The sequence below is a fragment of the Rhizobium sp. Root1204 genome (assembly GCF_001424965.1).
Classification (GTDB): domain Bacteria; phylum Pseudomonadota; class Alphaproteobacteria; order Rhizobiales; family Rhizobiaceae; genus Pararhizobium.
Window position 1 is genome coordinate 224,136 of the sequence record NZ_LMCZ01000040.1, and the last position, 22,377, is coordinate 246,512.

The following is a 22,377-nucleotide window of genomic DNA, read 5'->3' on the forward strand; positions in this document are numbered from 1 at the left end:
CCTCGACGGCATCCCGTTCGATGTCGTCGTCCACTTCGTCGAACGCATCGGTCGGTTACTGTCACAGTCGAAGGTAGTCGCCACGCCTCGCATCTCTCGGACATCCCAGGAGACGGGTTTCGAGGCACTCGGAAAGGATGTCGATCACCTCGAAAGCCGTTTTGCCGACTGGCTGGCTGCGAACAACTCTCTGGAAGAACTAAAAACAGGAAACCTGGCCAACTATGGTTGGGGTGAACATATCGGACAGTTCCTTCACGCAATAAGGGATACCGAACTGTTCCAGAATGTTAGCCTCGCCCAGATCCGCGCATGCGCCCGGCATGGAATGCTGTCGCGACGTCTGCTTACCGCCGGTCCCTCTGGGAGGTCTCGACATGACGGAAAACGGAGCCTACGGCGAGACGCTGCGGCGTACGTTCAAGACCGACACGGCACCCTCGTTTGTCGCTCGGACATTGAAGAACGCCAAAGTGGCGGTGACGGAAATCCGCTGCGACAAAGAGGACACAGGTCTCACTGAGCCGATCCCCGTCGAAGATGCGTTCCTGGTGACGATACAGCTCCGCGACGTACACTCCCATGGGCTGTTTATCGACGGCCGCCGGGTACAGACTGATTTCCTTCCTGCCGGAACAGCGAACATCTACGACCTGCGCTCCTCGCCTGTCGCCGACAGCATAAGCACGTTTCATCACCTGAGCTTCTACCTGCCGCGCGAGGCTCTTCTGGAAGTTGCAGAACGAGAAGGCCTGCCAGACGTAGACAGTTTCGATCAACATCCGGGACTGGGCGTGAAGGATGTCATCCTCCACAATCTGGCGCGGGCGATCCTTCCGTGTTTCCGGGCTCCGCGGGATTCGAACCGTCTGCTGGTGGACCACGTCAGCATTGCAGCCACGGCTCATGCGATCAAGACTTATGCTGGATGCAGGATCGGGACAACAACGATACAACGTCTGTCACGTGGTCAGGAAGCTCGAACGAAGGATCGCATCGCGGAGCATCTCGACGGCGACCTGTCCCTTTCCGAACTATCGACGGAGGTCAGCATGTCGCCGCTTGATCTAGCTGCATCCTTCGAACTGAGTGCGGGAATGACCATTCACCAATGGCGGGCCAACCTTCGAGCAGAGCGTATACGACGTCTGATCGTGCGGGGATACGATCTGCGGACGATCGACCGAATGTTGGCAGGTTGGGAATCTCATCGCCTCAGCAACGATCACGAGTAGGCCATGCCAGCAGGCTCTCCGATGTCGTCTCGATCTCTTATAAAGCGAAACTTCGGGAGGGACGGATGGATGGATGAACGCGCCATTGAAAGAAGCGTAGCATCTCGCGCGCCCGGCACCGGACGATGCAGGGAATCGAGATGGACGAGAATCCTGGACCCACACCTCGGTAGCTCTTGCTCCGCCTCTATTCTGGATCTTTTCGAGGCTGAATCCTGTCATTCAACGCCTCCATCACTTCCCGCCCTGATAGCTCAGACCGTTCCATCAGGCTCGCCGCCAAGTGTTCGCAAGCGCTCCGATTCCGCTCAAGGAGCTCTTTCGCACGGTTGAGCTGGTGCTGGAGGATAGTGTTCCCGTTTGCCATGAAGGCATTAATGAATGGTGGCGTTGCGAAGATCGATGACGTTGATCATTGATTTCAGCCTTCGAAGCAAAAAGACGCTTTCTTCCAGGTTCACGTCTTCCGACCTCCTGGAGGCACCAGCTTCAAGTGCAGGGAGCAGGATCGCAATTTTCAATCCTATCAGATACTTCAGAACGACATCCTGAGGCGTGATAGTCCCTCTAATATCACACTCTCCGTGCAAGCAGAGGCCCGACCAGACATCAGCCGATCAACACTCTCGACGAACCGGACGAGATGGGATTCCTTGCTCGGACCGACCATGCTCACGTATATCTTTCGTAGTGACTGTTCGGAGAGAGAATTCTTTGCGAAATGCGCATAGTGCTCTCGCTCGTGGCTTTGGATCCCGTCACTTCGCTGTGATCCGTCGTTCCTGATGTTGTCTGATGGCATGAAACACTCTCCCTGACATAGATGATGAATCCTATCTGCATCGACTTCAATCGGTACGGCTGGGATACGTTACCACTGGAACGTTACTGCCAATAAGATCGGCATCGAGCGCATCCAGAACTTCCTGCCCCCGCCAGGCGCAGATCATGAGCCGCCAGGGCGTTGATCTCGACCGCTCAACACTCGCCGACTGGTCGGTCGGGCTGCTTTCGAACTGCGCCCAGTCTTCGACGCCTTGCTTGCCGACTTGAAGCGGTCGACGAAGCTGTTCATGGACGAGACCCGTGCGCCGGTGCTTGATCCTGGTTACCGTAAAACCAAGACCGGATACTTCTGGGCGCTGGCCCGTGATGACCGACCGTGGGACGGAGGTGCGCCGCCGGAGGTAGCCTTCACCTATGCGCCCGGTCGCGGCGGGCTACATGCCGAGCGGATATTGCAAGGATTTACAGGCATCCTTCAGGTGGATGCATCACATCGATCGCCCTGATGGCCGTTGATGCTTGACAGCGATTATATATCCGTTATTCTGGATACATGGAATCGAAAAACGCAATCGCGGCGCTGGCCGCCCTGGCGCAGACAACGAGGCTTGAAACCTTCCGTCTGCTTGTCAAAGCCGAACCGGACGGCATTCCGGCGGGCGAACTGGCGCGCAGGATGGACATCCCGCAGAACACCATGTCCGCCCACCTCGCGACATTGGCGCGGGCTGGCATCGTCAAGAGTGAAAGGCAGAGCCGCTCCATTATCTACCGGGCGGATCTCGAAGGTTTCCGCGAGCTTACGCTGTTTCTGCTCAAGGACTGCTGCGGCGGGAATGCGGAACTATGCGCTCCTCTGATTGCCGATCTCACATCCTGCTACCTGCCGGGGAGCTCGCAACCATGCGTGAATTGAAGCTAGAACCCGTTCTGGTTTCCGATGACCTTCGAGTGGCCCTGACATCGGCTGGACTGCTGGTCGACGATCTGGACGGTTCGGATCGCAGCTATTTCGCTTTGGTCGCCGCTGATCGTCGCGTGGTCGGCTACTCCGGGGTCGAGACGTGCGATGACGAGGCCGTTCTTCTTCGCTCGGTAGTGGTTCTTCCCGAGTACCGATCGAAAGGATACGGGCGGCATCTGGTTGAGTTGACCCTCGCCAAGACATCCCCCTCGGCCGAGGTCTACCTCGCCACGACGACCGCGGCATCCTTCTTCGAGCCCATTGGCTTCGCCTCCGTCCAACGCGACCAGGTGCCGCCGGCGATCCTTTCAACCCGCCAGCTCTCGGGACTCTGCCCCGCCTCTGCGACGATCATGAAACTGGAACGGCCTCCGACCTAACCACGGAACACGACCATGACCGACAAAACCTACAACGTGCTCTTCCTGTGCACGGGCAATTCCGCACGCTCAATCCTCGCCGAATCCATTCTGAATAAGGTGGGCGGCGGACGCTTCAAGGCGTTCTCCGCGGGCAGCCAGCCCAAGGGGGAAGTGAACCCGCACGCGCTGAAGGAGCTGGACGCTCTGGGCTATCCGTCGATGGGCTTCGCTTCGAAGAGCTGGGACGTGTTCGCCACGCCCGACGCTCCCGAAATGGACTTCATCTTCACCGTCTGCGATAGCGCCGCAGGCGAAGCGTGTCCGGTCTGGATCGGCCATCCGATGACTGCCCACTGGGGTGTCGAAGATCCAGCAGCGGTCGTCGGTTCCGAAGTTGAAATCCAGCGCGCCTTCGCACAGGCGGCCCGCTTCCTGAAGAACCGCATCTCCGCTTTCATCAATCTTCCGCTGGCCTCCATCGACCGCCTGGCGCTCCAGCAGCAGGTTCGCCAGATCGGTACGCTCGAGGGCGCATCCGTGAAATCCGCAAAGGCCTAATGAGATGTCCACGTTCGAACGATACCTGACCGTCTGGGTCTTTCTCTGCATCGTCGTCGGGATCGCCCTCGGCCACATGATGCCTGGCGTCTTCCACCTCATCGGCGGCGCCGAGGTGGCGAAGGTGAACATCCCAGTCGCGGTGCTGATCTGGCTGATGGTCATCCCGATGCTGTTGAAGATCGACTTCGGCTCTCTGGCCAAGGTCGGCAGCTATTGGCGCGGGATTGGCGTCACGCTCTTCGTCAACTGGGCGGTCAAGCCGTTCTCAATGGCACTGCTCGGATGGCTTTTCGTCGGATGGCTCTTCCGCCCCCTGCTCCCGGCCGATCAGATCGATTCCTACATCGCGGGTCTGATCATCCTTGCCGCCGCACCATGCACGGCCATGGTGTTCGTCTGGTCGAACCTCACCAAGGGCGAACCGCACTTCACCCTGTCTCAGGTCGCGCTGAACGACGCAATCATGATCGTCGCCTTCGCTCCGATCGTCGGGCTTCTTCTGGGACTGTCGGCGATCACCGTCCCGTGGGACACGCTGACGATCTCGGTTGTCCTCTACATCCTGATCCCTGTCGCCATCGCCCAGGGCGTGCGCAAGCTGCTCACCGCCGACGGCACCACGAGATCGCTCGACCGTCTTCTCGGTCGACTGCAGCCGCTCTCCCTGCTCGCACTGCTCGCGACCCTGATCCTGCTGTTTGGTTTCCAGGGCGAGCAGATCATCGCACAGCCGACGATTATCGGCCTGCTGGCGGTTCCGATCCTGATCCAGGTCTACTTCAACTCAGGACTGGCCTACCTGCTGAACCGGATGTCGGGCGAACAGCATTGTGTCGCTGGTCCGTCGGCGCTCATCGGGGCCAGCAATTTCTTCGAACTCGCAGTCGCCGCGGCAATCAGCCTGTTCGGCTTCCAGTCAGGTGCAGCCCTCGCCACCGTCGTCGGCGTTCTCATCGAGGTTCCGGTGATGCTGTCGGTCGTGTGGATCGTGAACCGTACGAAGGGCTGGTACGAGGCAGCGCCTGCCGTCGCCAAGAACACCGCAACCGAAAGGACCTGACGATGGACGTCAAGATCTACCACAATCCCGCCTGCGGGACTTCAAGGAACACGCTGGAGATGATCCGCAACGCTGGCATCGAGCCGACGGTGATCGAGTATCTCAAAACCCCGCCGTCGCGCGAGGAGCTGGCGAAGATGATCTCCGATGCCGGCCTTTCTGTTCGAGAGGCGATCCGGGAGAAGGGAACGCCATACGAAGAGCTTGGTCTCGACGACCCGGCGCTCACGGATGACCAGTTGCTCGATGCCATGCTGAAGCATCCGATCCTCATCAACCGGCCGTTCGTCGTCACGCCGCTCGGCACTCGCCTCAGCCGCCCGTCGGAAGTCGTGCTCGACATCCTGCCCGACACCCACAAGGGCGCCTTCACGAAGGAAGATGGCGAGCGGGTTCTCGACAAGGAGGGAAAGCGCATTGTCTGAAGGATTCCCGGCTCTCGATGAAAGTCATCTCCGCCAGCCCGATCTCGACACCCTTCGTCCGTCGTTCTCCGCGCACAAGCCTCGGATCCTGATCCTCTATGGATCGATCCGTGAGGTCTCGTACAGCCGGCTGCTCGCCCACGAATCCCGTCGCCTGCTGGAGCGTCTCGGATGCGAAGTCAGAGTATTCGATCCGAAGGGGCTTCCGCTGCCGGACGATGCACCCGTCAGCCACCCCAAGGTTCAGGAACTCAGGGAGCTGTCAGAATGGTCCGAGGGGCAGGTCTGGGTCAGCCCGGAGCGCCACGGCGCGATGACCGGCGTTATGAAGTCCCAGATCGACTGGATTCCCTTGGCGGTCGGGTCGGTTCGCCCGACGCAAAGCAAGACGCTTGCGGTGATGCAGGTATCGGGCGGCAGCCAGTCGTTCAACGCCATCGGCCAGCTTCGAATCCTCGGTCGCTGGATGCGGATGATCACCATCCCGAACCAGTCGTCGGTCGCCAAGGCGTTTCAGGAGTTCGACGCGGACGGGCGGATGAAGCCGTCGTCCTACTACGACCGCGTCGTCGACGTCTGCGAGGAGCTCGTGAAGTTCACGCTGCTGACCCGCGACGCCTCGTCGTATCTGACCGACCGCTACAGCGAACGGAAGGAGGACGCCGCCAAGCTGGAGCAGCGGGTGAAGTTGAAGTCCATCTGACGCTTCCTTGTGCTGCACCCCTTGACTGCGGTCAGAGCGGGAAGCAGAACCTGACCGACGCAGTAGCAGGAGCAACGGGTTATGGATCAAGGAATTCGGCGGATCGTACTAATCGTCGCGCTGGCGAACCTGGCATATTTCAGCATCGAATTCGTTGTTGCACTCAGAATTGGATCTGCATCGCTTTTTGCGGACAGCGCTGACTTCTTCGAGGACGCGTCCGTCAATCTGTTGATTTTCGTGGCCATGGCCTGGTCGGCAAGAAATAGGGCGCGTGCTGGCATGGCCATGGCGGTCATCCTGCTCCTTCCGGCGGTCGCGTTCCTGTGGACAGCGTGGAATAAGTTCGAAGTCCCTATTCCTCCAGAACCGTTCGCACTGGGTCTGACAGGGCTCGGGGCACTCGTCGTTAACGTATCGTGCGCCTATCTTCTGGCGGCTTACCGCAATGCCGGAGGATCGCTAACCAAGGCCGCGTTTCTATCCGCTCGCAACGATGCGTTCGCCAACGTCGCGATCATCGCGGCGGGAGCGGTCACGTTCTACCTATGGCGCTCGCCGTGGCCAGACCTCATTGTGGGCTTCGGTATAGCTTGGATGAACCTGGATGCAGCGAAGGAAGTTTGGGTGGCGGCGCACGAAGAGCATCGGGCCGTGGCGTAACGACCTAACTGACCGACCGCTACGGCGAGAGGAAGGAAGACGCCGTAAAGATCGAGAAGCGAGTGCAGTTGAAGTCGATCTGATGTCTACTTGTGTCGCCAGACCTTCACGGCGGACAGCAGAAGGATCACCGCCAAAGCCGGAAGCAGAAACGCGTTGGGCACGATGCCAAGCAGCCGCCCCCCGATGAAGGTTCCCACGATCGAGCCAGCGGCCATGACGATCAAGAACGCCTTGTTACGTCCGAGCACGGAGAAGCTCTGATCCTGGCTGTATCGGGTGAACCCCACAAGCATCGTCGGCAGGCTGACGGCAAGCGACAGCGATCCTGCCAGCTTTATGTCGACTCCGAACAGAAGCACGAGGGTCGGGATCAACAGTTCCCCGCCCGCCACTCCGAGCAACGCAGCGACGATGCCAATTCCGAAACCGGCTGCGATGCCCGCGATCAGTTGGGCAACGCCCGTCAGCAGCGGCTGCCCCGAGGTCGCGTCGTGGCCGACGATGAGAATGATCGCGATCGCGACCAACAGCGCGGAGATCACCTTGTAAAGGGTCTCCGAGCGAAGGCGGGTCGCCCATCCTGCGCCTAACCAGGCGCCCGCGAGACTGCCGGCAAGCAGATTGACCACGATCTCCCAGTGGGAGCCGATCTCGCTGAACGGAACAGTCTCGGCACGAAACGGCAGCGCAGTCGCAACGACGACCAGGCTCATGGCCTTGTTGAGGATGACTGCCTCCAGAGCGGCGAAATTGAAGATGCCGATCAGGAGAGGAAGGCGGAATTCGGCTCCGCCCAGTCCGATGAGACCGCCCAACGCACCGATGACCGCGCCACCGAAGAAGGCGGCGGGCTTGCTGCGATCCACTGGCGCATTGGCAGAACCGTCCATGCTCGTTATGTTCCCCGCGATATCACGTCGAGAAGTCTTATGCTGACAAGCCAGACCGCATGCAAGTGGTGTTCGACGGAAGAGGTGACACTAGCCCAGAATCGCTCGCATGAGCATCGTCGCGAGACCCGAAAGCGTCGACCTCGTCGATGAACAGGATTGCCGGCGCCGCATCTCTGGCTTCCTTGAAATTCTTCTGCATCGCCTTCAGGAAGTCGTTGAGGTATCCCTTCGCCTGCCACTTGGCGTACGAGGTGGCGATCAGCTTGACCCGGCATGAAGCAGCGAGGGCCCGGGCGAACATCGTCTTGCCCGTTCCGGGCGGTCCGGACAGAAGCACTCCCTTGTCGACGTCCTCCCAGGTGATCGCACCCGCGCGCCAGTCGGCGAGATCGTGCGCAAGTTCAAGGCCCCACTCCTTGGCTTCGCCGTAGCCCTCCATTTCTTCGAGACGGATATCCGAGAGCGCTTCGGGATCCTTCGTCTGCCTTGGTGCTGACGGCTCCTCCTGCGACATCTTTTCCAGAATTGCGAACACCCGCGAGATTGGCCGACCGCGTGTCATTGCAAGCTTCAGGCGCTTCCAGTTGGATTTTGCGAGGGACTCCGCCTGCTGCTCGGTGACACCGATGCCGTATGCCCAGCGAACCACGCCACGCACCAAGCGACTGTCGGGCGGCGGCACCTGGACGATTGCGTCGAGAGAGTGTCGGAGATCTGACGGGACTGCTTCTGCCGACTTGAAGAGGATGATCGTCTTCGTGTTCTGCAGCATGTCCAGCACCGACTCGATCGAGGATTCGGCCTTCTCGTCATCAAAGGCCCTAACCTGATCCCGGAAGCGGAAATCGAGTTCGCGGTCAACGAGTACGAGCGCCGCCCGGATAGCCGCCTGAGCCCGCAATGAAGCTTGCTATCCGGCCAAGCTTATCCAGCTCGACTTCGGAAAGGTTCCGGAAGACCGCAAGGGCTTCTTCCGGGGAGTAATGCTCTTCGTCAGGCTGTCCCACCTGCTCCTCCGCTTATTCTTGCTCATGTGTCGACCTCCTCCTTGATCTTCACTCTGTTTGCGCGCGGCCACGTAGATTCCGACAAAACTTTTTTCGTGTCGGAATCGTCGGCGTCGCACGCAACCAATGTGGACGAACGTGTCCTCCCAAACTCTATCAACTAGGAATCACAGACCATGACTATCGAACATCAGGAAACTGGCCGCGGCAAGAACACCGACATCGAAATCGCCGGGCTCGACCTCAACTTCCACGCTTTTGCGCTGGATATGGGGGTCACCCCGCCTTCAGTCCGCACTTACGCTAATCGCGTCCGAACTTCGGACATGCTCTCGGAGACTTTCTTCAATTAAATCAATTGGCGGAAATCCGGACTTATGTGCCGCTCTAAAATTTTGATGATCACAGCAGCAGCAACTTCTTTACCAGGTCGAACACATCCTTGAACGGTACCCGCGTCGATGCGACGATCGCGAACGGGAGAAGTGCCGCCGCTGAAACAGGGATCACTGCGGCGCGGTTCATCAGCAAGGTTGATAGCTTGCGCGTGGTATCGAACTGCTTTGAAGGATCCACGACGTCCTGAAATTGCTCGGCTTCGGCTACGTTGTTGGCAACAACGTTGAAGCCTGTAAGCTTGCGCTCCGACAGCCGATGATACTGCGTTGCCTGGGCGCCGAGAACAACCAGCGTCGCCTTCTTGAGATCGCTGAGAGGCTTGGAAAAGGCAGAAAGCGGAAAAGCGAACAGCGCCAATACGATCAGCAGCCAGCTAACCATCAAAATGGTGATGTTCGTCATCGATGCTGTTTCATGCAACAGGTTCTGGCCAACTGCGGCGGCAACGGCGCAGCTCATGCCGAAGATGAACGTGGCATAGGCGTTTGGATAATCCCCCAGAAATCCCAGACCGGCGCGGCCGTCCGGATGCGTCGAGACCAGCCGCAATTCCAGTCGCGCCAGTTTCCGCAGGAGCAGCGACCAGACGAAATGACGCCAAAGCCCGCGCATGACGAGAAACCAGAACAGGGGCATGCTGACAATGACGAACCACCAGCCCGCCAGGGTGATCGAGTTTGCTCCCGGCGCTGCTGCGACAGCCCAGCTTGACGTGTCGACCGTCAGCAGGTGCCGAAGCGCAATGCCCGCAGCGATGATTGCATTGACGAGGCAGACAGCTTCCGCGACGCGGGAATCGCGCCGCTTCAGCGCCTGATTGACGGCTTGTGCTGCTTGCGAAAGGGAAGACGGCGCAACGATCGGCGCCACCGTCACCTGCTGCAGCTTCGCCCGCAAGCGTTGCTCAACCTGTTGCTCAGCCAGCATGAACGCACCGATCGCGACGAAAAATTTCGCCCAGGCGCCCGCATCCAATAGATATGGCAGGCCGTTTGCGGCATCAAACGACAGACTGTGCGGCAGGCCGAGCAGAAGCGGCACCAACCAGGCGAGCCCGATAAAGATCACGGCACGTCTGCCAACTTGCAAGGTGCGCTCTTGCAAAAGACCGAGCCTCGACTGCAGCTCATAAAAGGGACCGCCACGGGAGGCGAGGAAATCAGCGACCGTTTCCGGTTGGTGGTCAACCTGCACATCATTCATCGAGACAGTCTCTCCGCGCATGTCTGCCATCGGGTTCAGGGAGTTCAGTCTGACGTTACGGTCCAGTTGTCATCCGGATTGAACGTGTTGATCCCTGCAGCCATCTTCGCAGTGTCAGCCCCCAGGTCTGCCTGATAGACGATGCCATTGGCATTGACCTCGAACGTATGGATACCCGTCTCGCCATAGCGGATCGGCCACGCAATCAACGCAAACCCGGCGATCATGTTGCCATTGATGATGTAGTCGAATTTACCGCCGGCAATGTTCGGGCCTTGGCTGGTCAAAATCTTGTAGTAATAGCCGAAATATCCTGCGCCCGCTTTCGCCTTGCTCAGCACCGCCTCACTTTTAAACGCGTCGCCTGCCGGGCTATCACCAACGCCGACATCCGGTGCCCAATACAGCCCGTCGGTCTTGCCATCACTGCTGATCAGTTTCTGGGCGTATTCGAGAACGCCGTCATCATCATGATCGACGGAAGAATATTCATGCTGGGCATCAACATAGGCACGCATCGTCGCAATGGCCTGCAGTTCATTCTCTCCGACACGGCGGTTAATGATTTCTTCAAACCCGGCATAGGTGTCGAACGACCACTTGCCGTCCGTTCCCTTGACAATGGGGAATGGCAGCGGCCACAGCCTCTCACCGATATCGAGGATCTTGCGGCCGTCGATATCCTGGATGACGACTTGTTTCTTTGCCCCATCGCGGATCTCGGCGTAGGTGTCCATCACCCCTTCACCCGCCTTTGCCTTTGCCGGATCAAGGCCGAGCAGCGTTGCAAGCTTGCCGAAATCATCCGCCGCGAGCGCGGCCTTGAAGGCATCGACTGCCTGCTCCGGCGTATCGAAGACAGGCGGATCATTCGGAGAGGCAAAGCTCGCAATGATACTTGCCTCGGACGGTTCTGCGGCGAAAGCTGAAACAGCAATAGATGCGTCCCCCATGAGCAGTGCGGCAAACACCGAACCCAGGAGCATGCTTTTGACTGACTTGGTCATAACGGTCTTCCTTGTCCCTGGGATTTAGCGATGACGTCCGCCGCCGCGGGGCATTTGCCGATGCCCGCCGCCGCCACGGTTACCGCCACCCATGGCCTGCCTGCCGCGATCGGACTGCATCTGCGTGCGCCGACCATTGTCGACTTGGCCGAGCGCGGATGGTTTCGCCGCCCGATTGTCAGCCCGCGCCGCAGGCTTCGGCCGCGAGACCGGGCGGTCGAAATTGGCCTTATTCTTGATGTCGCCCGCAGGCTTGTTCAGCTTGCCGCCATCCGGCTTGCGGTTCTGAACCGCCTGGCCCGGCCGGTTGCCTGCCGGGTTGCCGATCTTGTCGCGATTGATCCTGTCTGCATCGATCTTGCTGTTGCGGACATCCTTAACGCTAATGTTTCCCGGCTTGTTGCGGATATTTGCGGCACGATCGTTGCCGATCACATTGGCCTTTGCCTTGAGGTCGTTGCCGCCATCCGCCTTGATGCTGTTCCTGAAGGAGGTGTTATCCAATTTGTTGAACTGGTTTTTGTCGAACTTGATCTTGCTGCGGTCGACATTCTTCCAATCGACGTCGTTGATGTTCACCCGGCCATTGATGTTGTTGAAGCATTGGTTGCAATCAATGTCGACGTCACCTTTCCAACGGCCGCCCCAGACACCCCAGTCGTCCCAGTCGACCACGGAGGCCCAGATTGCCCCCGTAACAGCACCTGCGAAAAAAGTGGCTGTCGGGTAGTAGTAGTTCGGATAGGGATCGGGATAATAACTGATGGGAGCTGCGGCATAGCCCGGCTCATACAGCATCTCGGGCGCATATTGCGGGACGTAGACCTTTTCCGGGTTGGCGGAGACGATAACGACTTTGTCATTCTCCTCACTCACCTTGATCTTGTCGTCACTCTTGATGATGCCGTTAGCGACCGCCTTGTCGCGTAGTTGCTGGATGGCGATCAGCACATCCTTCTGCTGATAGGACAGCGCCCCGCCCAACGACTGTGTCCAGTCCAGATCTTCGCTCATCATCTTGACGATATCGGGATAATTCAGCAGCGAGACGATACTGCCGTCCCAACTCGCCTTCGGCTTGAGCTTGGCATCCTTCTTGAGGTCATCGAGGTAACGTGCCGCTTCGATGACCTGCAACGGATAGAGCGAGGCGGATGATATCACTGCGACGAGTTCATCGGGGTAAAGCGCGATGCGGGCAACCAGTACCTCAAGCTCATCTTCACTCAAGGGCGCCGGCGTATCGTCTGCCGCTGCCGCAGTGTCCGCAGAGGCAGCCTCCTGTGCCAGGGCGACGGACATGATGATGGGCGAAAAAGACAATCCAGTAAGAGCGATCAGGCATACGCCCGCTGCAAGGAGCACTCCATAAGGTCGAGGCATAATGGCAATCCCTTGTATATGTCGGACTTCTCTCAAAGATTAGACGGGCTGGCCTTCCCTGTATCATTCAACGCCTGGCACGATGAATGCAAAGCTCCGTTTATTGCCCTTGGCCGGCTGTCTGTAGTGAACGCGGTCAAAACCTAAGACCTAACCGCAGAAGATATTGAGACCTGCAATAGTTGCAACATCTTTCCTTCACTCTTGAAAAGATATTTCTATCTCGAATTTTAACAGGGAATTGCCGTGTCAGAACTGCCGTTAACGGACGGCAGGCGCAAAGAGCGGACAGCACGGCAGCCGTCGAAGAATGCAGGCTGCCGGTTGGTCGGATGAGCTGGCGCATCCACTTCAAGAAGGGAGTGTCTCCTTCAGACTACCCCGCCTGCCCTTTCGGCTTCACATTCTGGTTCAGACGAAACAGATTGTCGGGATCGTATCGCCGTTTGATCTCGCCGAGCCGCTGATAGTTGCCGCCATAGGCGGCAGCGACGCGGTCGCCCTCGTCTTCCGGCATGAAGTTGATATAGGCCGTCCCGGCAGAATGGGGTTTTGCCGCCTCGAAGAGCTGGCGCGCCCAGCCAATGCAGGCCGCGTCCATCGCCGGTTCGCGCCAGCGGGCATGCACATTCATGACGAAATGTGAGTTCCGCTGCGGGAAAGCGGTGGCATCAGCCGCGATGCGGCCAGCAGCACCACCGACATGGCCGATGAAGATTTCGCATTCCGGACCCGGAAGCTTGCGGACGGCATCGAGCAGAACAGCAATCGCTGCATCGGAAAGCTCGATGAAATCATGGCTCTTCCAATAGTTACGGGCGCCGGGTGTCAGCAGCGGATCGAATGCCTGCTGCCAGCCGGTAAACGGACTGGGGCCGACGACGTCGGCGATCGGCTTGCCAATCGAGCGTAACCGGGCGGTGGCCGCATCGGCTGATGCAGCGTCGCCGCAGTAGCATATGGCAAGGACCAGCACCTCCTTGCCATGCCACTCCTCGGGCAAAAATGGCAGCGGCGGCGCCTGCCGCATCACTACCCAGCAGGTCAGTTCGTCTGGCGCGGTTTGCAGCGCTTGCCGGTACTGCTCGAGCACTGTTTTCGCGTCGGCGAATGGATGAACGACGAGACCGGCGGTCACCTGCGGGCCAAGTTGATGGAGCTTAAATTCGAAAGCCGTGACAATACCGAAATTACCGCCGCCACCTCTCAATGCCCAGAACAGATCACTGTTTTCCGTCGCACTTGCACGCACCAGATTGCCGTCCGCGGTCACCACATCGGCAGAAACAAAACTGTCGATCGTCAGGCCGAACTTGCGCGTGATCCAGCCGAAACCACCGCCAAGCGTCAGTCCGGCAATGCCCGTCGTGGAATTGATCCCGGTCGGTATCACAAGCCCGAAGGACTGGGTTTCGCTATCGACATCAGCCAGCGTTGCTCCGGGCTCGACCCAGGCCCGTTTTGCCGCAGCATCGACGCGTACGGACTGCATCGGCGACAGGTCGATCATCAGGCCACCGTCACAGACGGCGTTGCCGGCAATATTGTGCCCACCGCCGCGCACTGCGACAAGCAGCTGATTGTCGCGGGCAAAGCGTACGGCCCGTACAACGTCCGCAGCGCCGGCGCATCGCACGATCAGGGCCGGTTTACGGTCGATCATGCCATTCCAGATGGCCCGTACGTCGTCGTAGGACGCGTCGCCGGCATCCAGCACGTCTCCGCGCTGCTGCCACGCAAACGCTTCAATGGCCGCCGCGCTTACGGTCGTCTTTCCTGCCTGCAGATTCATGAGGCTCATATCGTTCATGACATACCCCTCCAAGGTAGACCATGCCCCAGCACTGGTATTTTGCGCCTTTCTAATAAACGGCGCAAGGCGGGTCAGACGGAGATCATCAGGCTAGCACGACCGGTGTGGAGGCGGCGTCACGAGCCGGCACAGCAAGCGCCGGAGTGGGACTCAGGCGATGCTTGCGTCGCGCACAAACCCCTTGCTCGCCACCATCAGGTTCTTGGTGTAATCCTCCTTGAGGCGACCCGCGACCAGATCGGCAGACGACAGCCGCTCGACGACTTTGCCGTTCTTCATCACGGCCAACCGCTCGCACATATGCGTGACGACGCCGAGGTCGTGGCTGACCATGATGTAGGTGAGCTTGCGATCGCGGCGGACCTGTTCAAGGAGGTTGAGGACTTCGGCCTGAACGGACGCATCGAGCGCCGAGGTCGGCTCATCAAGCAGCATAATCTGCGGTTCGATGATCAATGCCCTTGCAATCGCAATACGCTGGCGTTGGCCGCCGGACAACTGGTGCGAATAGCGGAAGCGGAACGACGAGCCGAGACCGACTTCATCCAGCGCCCGCAAAATGCGCTTTTCGGCATCGGCAATACCGTGAACGGCCAGCGGTTCCTGCAACAGCCGGTCAACCGTCTGGCGCGGATGCAGCGAGCCGTAGGGGTCCTGAAACACCATCTGAACCTGTCGATAGAACGTCTTGTCGCGGCGCTTGACGTCAAGCGGCTTGCCGTCAAGCACGATCCGCCCCGACGCCACCGGCGAAAGCCCTGCGATAGCGCGCAACAGCGTCGATTTTCCGGAGCCGGATTCACCGACAAGACCGAAGGATTCGCCCGGCGCGACATCGATGCTGACAGCGTCGAGCGCCAGAAAATCGTCATAGGCGACGGTCAGGTTTTCAGCGGAAACGATCGCGGTCATAGTGCCCACTCCGGCTGGCGGTCGAGCACGGGCAGCGGATGTCGGTTGGTGCCGAGCGCCGGCATGCAGTTGAGTAGCCCCTGCGTATAGGGATGCTTGGCATTGCCGAGATCGGACGCTGCCAGTTCCTCGACGATCTTGCCCGCATACATGACGATGACGCGGTCGCAGAAGGACGAGACCAGCCGAAGGTCATGCGAAATGAAGATCAGGCCCATGCCGCGTTCGGCAACGAGCTTGTCGAGAATACCGAGCACCTCCAGCTGCACAGTCACATCGAGCGCCGAGGTCGGTTCGTCGGCAACCAGCAGTTCGGGACCGGCAATCAGCATCATCGCGATCATCGCTCGCTGGCCCATGCCACCGGACACCTCGTGCGGATGAAGATCGAAGACCCGACCCGCATCACGGATCTGAACGGCCTCGAGCATGGCGATAGCCCGGTCGCGAGCCTCGCGCTTGCTGACATTTTCATGTGTGCGCAGCGTCTCGACGATCTGGCGGCCGATGCTCATCACCGGGTTAAGTGAGTACTTCGGATCCTGCAGGATCATCGCGACGCGGTTGCCGCGCAGATTTCGGCGGACCTTCGGCGGAGCCGTCAACAGGTCGATGCCGTCGAAGTTCAACGTCTTTGCCGAAATCTTCGCATGCGCCGGCGTCAGGCCCATGATCGCCCTGCCCGTTTGTGATTTCCCGGAGCCGCTTTCGCCGACAATGCCCAGCCGTTCGCGCCCAAGCGTAAACGACACACCGCGCACCGCCTCGATCACACCGGTGCGGGTGGGAAACGAGACCCTGAGATCATCAACCGTCAGCATCGTGCTCATTGGCCACTCTCCCGTGGGTCGAGCGCGTCGCGCAGGCCATCGCCCAGCAGATTGAAGCCGAGGCTGACGATCAGGATGGCGATGCCGGGCATGGTGGCAACCCACCACTGGTCGAGAATGAAGCGGCGGCCGGACGCAATCATCGCGCCCCATTCCGGCAGCGGCGGCTGTGCGCCGAGGCCGAGGAAACCGAGGCCGGCGGCGGTCAGGATGATGCCGGCCATGTCAAGCGTCACACGCACGATCAGCGACGACGTGCACATCGGCATGACGTGCCGGAGCACGATGCGGAATGGCGAAGCGCCCATCAGCCGGACGGCAGCGATATAATCGGAATTGCGCACGCTCAGCGTTTCGGCCCGGGCGATACGGGCATAGGGCGGCCACGATGTAATGGCGATGGCGATGATGGCATTCTGGATACCCGGCCCCATGGCGGCGACAAAGGCGAGCGCCAGCACCAGCTTCGGAAACGCGAGGAAAATGTCGGTGATCCGCATCAAGACGGCATCGACCCAGCCACCGGCATAGCCGGAGATGGCGCCAACCAGAAGGCCGATCGGGGCCGCAATGATTGCCACGAGCACGATGACCAGCAGCGTCAGCCGCGATCCGTGCAGCAGGCGCGAGAGGATATCCCGGCCCTGATCGTCGGTGCCAAGCAGATAGCCGGGGCTTCCCGGCGGCAAAAGCCGTGCCCCGCCGAGATCGCCGATGACTGGCGAGTGCGGCGCCAGGACGTCGGCAAAGATGGCGACGAGAATGAGCAACAGGATGATGCAGAGACCGGCAACGGCCAGCTTGTTGGCGGAAAACCGCTGCCAGGTCATGTAGGCCCGGCCAAGACGCGCCTGTAGGCGCGATTGCGGCCTGTCGGACATCAGCCATTGGCGGCGGGTCATGGGCGTGGTCTGGAGGCTCGACTGGCTCATCGCGCGCGCGTCCTCGGGTCAAGTGTCCGGTAGAGAAGATCGGACAGGATATTGATGGCGATGAAGACGGAACCGATGACGATGGTGCCGCCCAGAACCGCGTTCATGTCGGCATTCTGCAGCGAATTGGTGATGTAGAGCCCAAGCCCCGGCCATGCGAACACCGTTTCGGTCAGCACCGAGCCTTCGAGAAGCCCGGCATAGGAGAGCGCAATCACCGTCACCAGCGGCACTGCCGCGTTGCGAAGCGCATGGCCCCAGATGATCCGGGTTTCCGACAGGCCCTTGGCACGCGCCGCAACGATATATTCCTGGCTGAGTTCGTTGAGCATGAAACTGCGGGTCATGCGGCTGATATAGGCAAGCGAGAAATAACCGAGCAGGCTGGCCGGCAGGATGATGTGGCGGAACACATCGCGGAACACATCCCACTGCCCCTGCCAAAGCGAATCCACCAGATAAAGCCCGGTAATCGGCGTGAAACTGTATTCGTAGACGATATCGATACGGCCCGGATAGGCGACCCAGCGCAGCTTGGCATAGAAGAACAGCAGCGACAGCAGCGCCAGCCAGAAGATCGGCACAGAATAGCCGACGAGCCCGACGACACGAACGATCTGGTCGGCGATCGAGCCGCGCTTGACGGCAGCAAGCACACCGAGCGGAACGCCGATCAGGCTGCCGATGATGGTGCCAAGCGTTGCAAGCTCCAGCGTGGCAGGAAACACGCGGCGAATATCGGCCATGACCGGATTGGTTGTTAGTACCGATGTGCCGAAGTTGCCGGTCAGCGCATCACGGACATAGATATAGAACTGTTCATAGAGCGGCTTGTTGAAGCCCATCAGCTCGCGGGTTCGCTCGACGACATGCGCCGGCGCCCGGTCACCGAGAACGGCGAGAACCGGATCGATCGGGATGACGCGGCCGATGAAAAAGGTCACGGCGAGAAGGCCGAGATAGGTCGTGACGATGACGACCAGGAAGCGCAGGACGCTCTTTACCCAGCCGTTGGCACGGGCGCGTGAGCGCCCGGCCGTTGGTGCTGTTTCAGGAATGCTCACCGTCTATCTCGGGCTCAATCCTTGGAGACCGTGAAGACGTAGTTGGTATCGAAGCTCGGACCGAGCTTGAAACCCTTCACGTTACCACGGACACCTGCAACTTCGGTCTGCTGAAAGATGACCACGAACGGGCTCTTTTCCAAGACCTTCTTCTGCAGGTCCTTGTACATGTCGGCGCGCTTGGTTGCGTCCTTTTCGAGGAGCGCAGCCTTGCTCTCCGCTGTCCACTCTGCCGGAACATCCCAGGCATTGCGCCAGGCGAGCGTCTTGTTCTTGCCCTCGTCGGAATTGTCCGGGTTGACGGTGAAGGTTTCAGCGTTCGAATTCGGATCGAAATAATCCTGGCCCCACTGGCCGATATAGATGTCGTGCGTGCGGGCGCGGTATTTGGTCAGCGTCTGCTTGCCGTCGCCGGGGACGATTTCCATCTTGATGTTGGCCTGAGCCAGCGTCTGCTGGATGGATTCGGCGATACCCGTGATCGGCTGCGTATTGCGCACGTCCATGGTTACCGAGAAACCATCGGCAAGACCGGCCTTGGCCAGCAGTTCCTTGGCCTTGGCGACGTCGAGCTTGTAGGGGTTTTCCGGCAGTTCGCCGAGAACGCCCTTCGGCAGGAATGTCTGATGGATTTCGCCGATACCCTTGATCAGGGTCGAGCCGATCGCATCATAGTCGACCAGATATTTGAAGGCTTCTGCCACTTCCGGCTTGGCCAAATTGGCATTCTTCTGGTTGAGGCTGAAGTAATAGACGGTGCCCTTCGGCGCGTTGGTGGTGGCGAGCTCGGCATTCTTCGAAACGGCATCGAAATCGCCCGGCTCGAGGTTGCGCGCCACGTCGATGTCACCGGCTTCTAGCGCCAGACGCTGACCGGAGCTTTCCTTCATGTGGCGGTAGATGACGCGCGCAAGCGGCGTCTTTTCGCCGTAGTAGTTGTCGTTGCGTTCCATGACAACGACTTCGTTGGCGCGCCATTCGCGCAGCTTGAAGGCACCCGAACCGGCATAACCAGTCTTCAGCCATTCATTGCCGAAATCGTTGTCGTACTTGTATTCGGCCGACGGAGTGACCGCAGCCACATGCTCCAACACCAGCTTCTTGTCGACGACGGCGCCGACCGTCGCGGTCAGGCAGTTGAGCACGAAGCTTGGCGCGTAGGCCTTGTCGACGGTGAACGTGAACGTGCTCGCATCCGTCGCCTTCGCCTTTTCCGCAACATTGTCGCCGGTCAGGCCAAACTGGGTGAGAATGAAGGCCGGGCTCTTGTCGAGTTTGACGACGCGTTCGATAGAATAGGCAACATCCTCGGCAGTTACCGGATTGCCGGAGGCAAATTTCGTGTCGGGCTTCAGCTTGAACGTGTAGGTCAGGCCATCATCCGAAACCGTCCAGCTTTCGGCGAGATCCCCAACAACCTTCGACGTATCGTTGATATCGAGGCGGACGAGATAGCTATAGGTATTGGCGGTCACTTCAGCGGTCGACAACTCGAACGCTTCGCCCGGATCCATGCTGATGATGTCGTCGATCGCCCAACCTTCGACCAGCGTATCGGCCGGTGTTTCGGCGAATGCGGGCGCACCCGCCATCAAGATCAGCGACATGGCGGCACCGGCCGTCAACATGCGGACATGCTTGTTCAATGAATGCATCATCTTTCTGTTCCCTTTTTGGAGCCCGTGCTGGGCTTTCTCTTCTTGGTTCAGGCGGCTTCGTGCCAGGCCTGAGCCAAAACCCTCAACCAGTTTTCCCGGCATATTTTTGTCAGTTCGGCGTCACCATATCCGGCGCCTCTGAGAGCAGCAATCAGGTTCTGGTTGCCAGCCGCATCGGTTACGCCTTCCGGAATGGTTGCGCCGTCAAAATCGGATCCAAGTGCCACGCAATCGATGCCCATGCGCTCGACCATGTAATCGATATGGCGCACCATGTCGGAGATCGGCGTATCGGCATTTTCCAACCCGTCGGGCCGCAGCATGGTCGTCGCGTAGTTCAGTCCTGCCAGCCCCTTGCTGTCACGGATCGCATCCAGCTGACGATCTGTCAGGTTGCGGGCAACGGCGGTTAGGGAATGGGCATTGGAATGGCTGGCGATCAACGGCTGGTCGGTGGTTTTCGCCACGTCCCAGAAGCCTTTTTCCGTGATATGGGCCAGATCGATGAGAATGCCGAGACGATTGCACTCGCGCACCAGATCAAAACCGGCGTCCGTCAGGCCTGGGCCGGTGTCCGGCCCCATCGGATAGGCGAACGGCACGCCATGGCCAAAGATGTTGTTGCGGCTCCACACGGGACCAAGCGAACGCAACCCGGCAGCATGAAATGTTTCAAGCGCGGTGAGATCGGCACCGATCGCCTCGCAGCCTTCCATATGCAGTACGGCGGCAAAGATGTCGTTTTCCATCGCGGCGCGGATATCAGCCGTCGAACGGCAAAGCTTCCAAGCACCGGCCCGATCAAGCCGGAGTGCGATGGCGGCAAATTCCAAGGCGATGTCGAGAGAGGGCTGCCGCTCCAGCGGCTCGGATAACTGCGTCGCATAATGACCGTTCTCGTCGGGCGTCTTCAGGACGAGGTGATCGGACGGGATATAGATCGCCGACAATCCGCCGATGAGGCCGCCCTTCCGGGCGCGCGGGCCGTCGATATGACCTTCCGTCGTTCCTTCGGAAAACTCAACAACCGGATCAGCGCCAGTCTTGGCATTGCTCCACAGTCTCAGCAACACATCATTGTGACCGTCGAAAACCGCCTGCATTCAAAAAATCCCGTCCTGCGTAGTAGATCTATCGGCGTCAGCCAATTTTTGTCCGATTGGTCAAGAACGCGATGCTATTCAAACATATGACAAATAACAATGCGGCTCTTGCAAAATTCAACAGGCAAAAAACAATGGTGGTATAACAGCTTAACTGCCCGCATCCGGTGAGGCTGTCGCCATCGCAGAAACGGCCGACATGCGCGCCTGCATCGCCGGAAAATGCGGAAAAACAAAAAAACGATGTCTGTTTGCGGGAAAATCTGGCATTGCAGGATAGGGAAACGAAGGGGGCTGTCATGGACATGAAATGGCACAAAGGGCTTGCAATGCAGGCCGCCATGACAGTTGGCGCACAATGAGCGAACCTGTTCAACGCCCCCGCTTTCACCTCTTGAGCTTCGTTATCCGGGTGATTTCGACCCTCGCCATTCTCGGCTTTGCAGTCTGGGGCGCGATGGCGCTCTTCTATCAGGCGCCCGGCCCGGCTCCTGTGAGAATACTCATCGCTGCAGTTTGGGCCGCCGTTTCGCTTTTCGCACTCTACGCCTATCTGCGCTGGCATCCGCGTCTTGCATCCCTGCTCTATCCGCTGCTGATCGCCGCTCTCCTGTTTTGGTGGAACGCAATACCGGCGAGCAACAGCCGCGACTGGGCAGACGAGGTCGCCCATATCGTCGCAGGCGTCGTCAACGGTCCCGAGGTCACGCTTGCCAATGTCCGCAATTTCGACTGGCGGACATCGACGGACTACACGGCGCGCTGGGAAAACCGCACCTACAACCTCGACAAGCTGGCCTCCGTCGATCTACTCCTGTCCTATTGGTCGAGCCCGGCGATTGCCCATACGCTGGTGTCCTTCGGTTTCGAGGACGGCCAGTTCGTCACGTTTTCAGTGGAAATCCGTAAGGAGCGGACGGAGAGCTTTTCGGAAATCGGCGGATTCTTCAAAGAGTTCGAGATGAGCATCATTGCCGCCGACGAGCGCGATATCGTCAGGGTGCGGACCAATGTCCGCAAGGAAGACGTCTATCTCTACCGCCTCAACATTCCAAAGCCGGCAATGCGGTCGCTTTTCCTGTCCTATGTCGATATCGCCAACGGCCTCAACGAGACCCCGCAATATTACAACACGATCACCGCCAACTGCACGACGATCGTTTTCGCCATGATCAATCACATCGCTTCCGGCGCACTGCCGCTGGATTACCGGCTGATCCTTTCCGGCTACCTGCCTTCCTACATCATCGGCGTAAATGGCTTCACCCCCGGTTTTACGCTGGAACAGCTCGAGAGCGGCGGCGCCATCAGCAAGCGCGCGCAGACGGCAGACAACGCGCCCGACTTCTCCAACCGGATTCGCGAGGGCGTGCCGGGCGTAGCCCCCTTGCCGCAGCCATGATGCGTCTTA

The 22,377-nt window shown here is 59.3% G+C and carries 23 protein-coding genes and 1 pseudogene; 11 read left to right on the plus strand and 13 right to left on the minus strand.

The genetic code is table 11. The features are described from left to right. Positions 1-377 precede the first annotated feature (377 nt). From ASC96_RS25450 to ASC96_RS25495, 9 genes and pseudogenes are all read left to right on the plus strand, one after another. Positions 378-1,235 carry an AraC family transcriptional regulator gene (locus ASC96_RS25450; RefSeq protein ID WP_060505848.1) on the plus strand — a complete coding sequence of 286 codons (858 nt, stop codon included), beginning with the start codon at positions 378-380 and terminating at the stop codon, positions 1,233-1,235. Positions 1,236-2,168: 933 nt separating this feature from the next. Beyond that, a pseudogene (locus tag ASC96_RS32265) lies at positions 2,169-2,506 on the plus strand (transposase); the annotation flags it as partial. A gap of 68 nt (positions 2,507-2,574) precedes the next feature. Then, the gene (locus ASC96_RS25465; protein ID WP_060505851.1) at positions 2,575-2,937 is read left to right on the plus strand and encodes a metalloregulator ArsR/SmtB family transcription factor; all 363 of its coding nucleotides are present in this window, start codon (positions 2,575-2,577) and stop codon (positions 2,935-2,937) included. After that, on the plus strand, positions 2,925-3,365 hold the full coding sequence (gene arsN2, locus ASC96_RS25470) for an arsenic resistance N-acetyltransferase ArsN2 (protein WP_060505852.1): 441 nt from the start codon (positions 2,925-2,927) through the stop codon (positions 3,363-3,365). The genes ASC96_RS25465 and arsN2 overlap by 13 nt, the downstream gene beginning before the upstream one ends. Before the next feature lie 15 nt (positions 3,366-3,380). Continuing rightward, the gene (locus tag ASC96_RS25475) at positions 3,381-3,905 is read left to right on the plus strand and encodes an arsenate reductase ArsC (protein ID WP_060505853.1); all 525 of its coding nucleotides are present in this window, start codon (positions 3,381-3,383) and stop codon (positions 3,903-3,905) included. A 4-nt stretch (positions 3,906-3,909) separates the two neighbouring features. Then, positions 3,910-4,968, plus strand: a complete 1,059-nt coding sequence (gene arsB / locus ASC96_RS25480; RefSeq protein ID WP_060505854.1) for an ACR3 family arsenite efflux transporter — start codon at positions 3,910-3,912, stop codon at positions 4,966-4,968. A gap of 2 nt (positions 4,969-4,970) precedes the next feature. Continuing rightward, positions 4,971-5,393, plus strand: a complete 423-nt coding sequence (arsC, locus tag ASC96_RS25485) for an arsenate reductase (glutaredoxin) (protein ID WP_060505855.1) — start codon at positions 4,971-4,973, stop codon at positions 5,391-5,393. After that, positions 5,350-6,096 carry an arsenical resistance protein ArsH gene (arsH, locus tag ASC96_RS25490; protein WP_060505856.1) on the plus strand — a complete coding sequence of 249 codons (747 nt, stop codon included), beginning with the start codon at positions 5,350-5,352 and terminating at the stop codon, positions 6,094-6,096. Before arsC ends, arsH begins: the two co-directional genes overlap by 44 nt. Before the next feature lie 81 nt (positions 6,097-6,177). Then, positions 6,178-6,759, plus strand: a complete 582-nt coding sequence (locus tag ASC96_RS25495) for a cation transporter (protein WP_060505857.1) — start codon at positions 6,178-6,180, stop codon at positions 6,757-6,759. A gap of 86 nt (positions 6,760-6,845) precedes the next feature. Here the strand turns inward: ASC96_RS25495 and ASC96_RS25500 are convergent, their stop codons facing one another. Genes ASC96_RS25500 through ASC96_RS33240 form a run of 3 tightly spaced genes read right to left on the minus strand, consistent with a single transcriptional unit; the run spans position 6,846 to position 8,662 of the window. Continuing rightward, positions 6,846-7,652 (minus strand): sulfite exporter TauE/SafE family protein, encoded by an 807-nt coding sequence (locus ASC96_RS25500; RefSeq protein WP_060505858.1) that lies wholly within the window; start codon positions 7,650-7,652, stop codon positions 6,846-6,848. Positions 7,653-7,689: 37 nt separating this feature from the next. Then, a complete protein-coding gene (locus ASC96_RS25505; protein WP_060505859.1) occupies positions 7,690-8,556 on the minus strand; it encodes an ATP-binding protein in 867 nt (288 codons plus the stop codon). Continuing rightward, the gene (locus ASC96_RS33240) at positions 8,513-8,662 is read right to left on the minus strand and encodes a hypothetical protein (protein ID WP_156407483.1); all 150 of its coding nucleotides are present in this window, start codon (positions 8,660-8,662) and stop codon (positions 8,513-8,515) included. Before ASC96_RS33240 ends, ASC96_RS25505 begins: the two co-directional genes overlap by 44 nt. Before the next feature lie 176 nt (positions 8,663-8,838). Here ASC96_RS33240 and ASC96_RS33025 point away from each other — a divergent pair, with 176 nt between their 5' ends. Then, positions 8,839-9,015 carry a hypothetical protein gene (locus tag ASC96_RS33025; protein ID WP_156393889.1) on the plus strand — a complete coding sequence of 59 codons (177 nt, stop codon included), beginning with the start codon at positions 8,839-8,841 and terminating at the stop codon, positions 9,013-9,015. A gap of 49 nt (positions 9,016-9,064) precedes the next feature. On the opposite strand, the gene ASC96_RS25510 is transcribed toward ASC96_RS33025, so the two are convergent. The 10 genes from ASC96_RS25510 to ASC96_RS25555 form a co-directional block, all read right to left on the minus strand. Further along, positions 9,065-10,264, minus strand: coding sequence for a hypothetical protein (locus tag ASC96_RS25510; protein WP_244482314.1), 1,200 nt, complete (start codon positions 10,262-10,264; stop codon positions 9,065-9,067). Positions 10,265-10,308: 44 nt separating this feature from the next. Beyond that, positions 10,309-11,271 carry a DUF2950 domain-containing protein gene (locus tag ASC96_RS25515; RefSeq protein WP_060505860.1) on the minus strand — a complete coding sequence of 321 codons (963 nt, stop codon included), beginning with the start codon at positions 11,269-11,271 and terminating at the stop codon, positions 10,309-10,311. Between the two features lie 24 nt (positions 11,272-11,295). Then, positions 11,296-12,654: a DUF3300 domain-containing protein gene (locus ASC96_RS25520; protein WP_060505861.1), complete on the minus strand. Its 1,359-nt coding sequence runs from the start codon at positions 12,652-12,654 to the stop codon at positions 11,296-11,298. 376 nt (positions 12,655-13,030) lie between these two features. Continuing rightward, positions 13,031-14,464, minus strand: coding sequence for an FAD-binding oxidoreductase (locus tag ASC96_RS25525; RefSeq protein WP_060505862.1), 1,434 nt, complete (start codon positions 14,462-14,464; stop codon positions 13,031-13,033). A gap of 153 nt (positions 14,465-14,617) precedes the next feature. Next, positions 14,618-15,379 carry an ABC transporter ATP-binding protein gene (locus ASC96_RS25530; RefSeq protein WP_060505863.1) on the minus strand — a complete coding sequence of 254 codons (762 nt, stop codon included), beginning with the start codon at positions 15,377-15,379 and terminating at the stop codon, positions 14,618-14,620. Beyond that, positions 15,376-16,209, minus strand: a complete 834-nt coding sequence (locus ASC96_RS25535) for an ABC transporter ATP-binding protein (protein WP_060505864.1) — start codon at positions 16,207-16,209, stop codon at positions 15,376-15,378. The genes ASC96_RS25530 and ASC96_RS25535 overlap by 4 nt, the downstream gene beginning before the upstream one ends. Next, a complete protein-coding gene (locus tag ASC96_RS25540; RefSeq protein WP_060505865.1) occupies positions 16,206-17,141 on the minus strand; it encodes an ABC transporter permease in 936 nt (311 codons plus the stop codon). Before ASC96_RS25540 ends, ASC96_RS25535 begins: the two co-directional genes overlap by 4 nt. Continuing rightward, positions 17,138-18,199 carry an ABC transporter permease gene (locus ASC96_RS25545; RefSeq protein WP_060506072.1) on the minus strand — a complete coding sequence of 354 codons (1,062 nt, stop codon included), beginning with the start codon at positions 18,197-18,199 and terminating at the stop codon, positions 17,138-17,140. The genes ASC96_RS25540 and ASC96_RS25545 overlap by 4 nt, the downstream gene beginning before the upstream one ends. Positions 18,200-18,219: 20 nt before the next feature. Next, positions 18,220-19,863 carry an ABC transporter substrate-binding protein gene (locus ASC96_RS25550; RefSeq protein ID WP_060505866.1) on the minus strand — a complete coding sequence of 548 codons (1,644 nt, stop codon included), beginning with the start codon at positions 19,861-19,863 and terminating at the stop codon, positions 18,220-18,222. A 47-nt stretch (positions 19,864-19,910) separates the two neighbouring features. Beyond that, positions 19,911-20,966 (minus strand): dipeptidase, encoded by a 1,056-nt coding sequence (locus tag ASC96_RS25555; RefSeq protein ID WP_060505867.1) that lies wholly within the window; start codon positions 20,964-20,966, stop codon positions 19,911-19,913. Between the two features lie 358 nt (positions 20,967-21,324). Here ASC96_RS25555 and ASC96_RS25560 point away from each other — a divergent pair, with 358 nt between their 5' ends. Next, positions 21,325-22,368 carry a DUF4105 domain-containing protein gene (locus ASC96_RS25560; RefSeq protein ID WP_060505868.1) on the plus strand — a complete coding sequence of 348 codons (1,044 nt, stop codon included), beginning with the start codon at positions 21,325-21,327 and terminating at the stop codon, positions 22,366-22,368. The last annotated feature ends 9 nt before the right edge of the window (positions 22,369-22,377 follow it).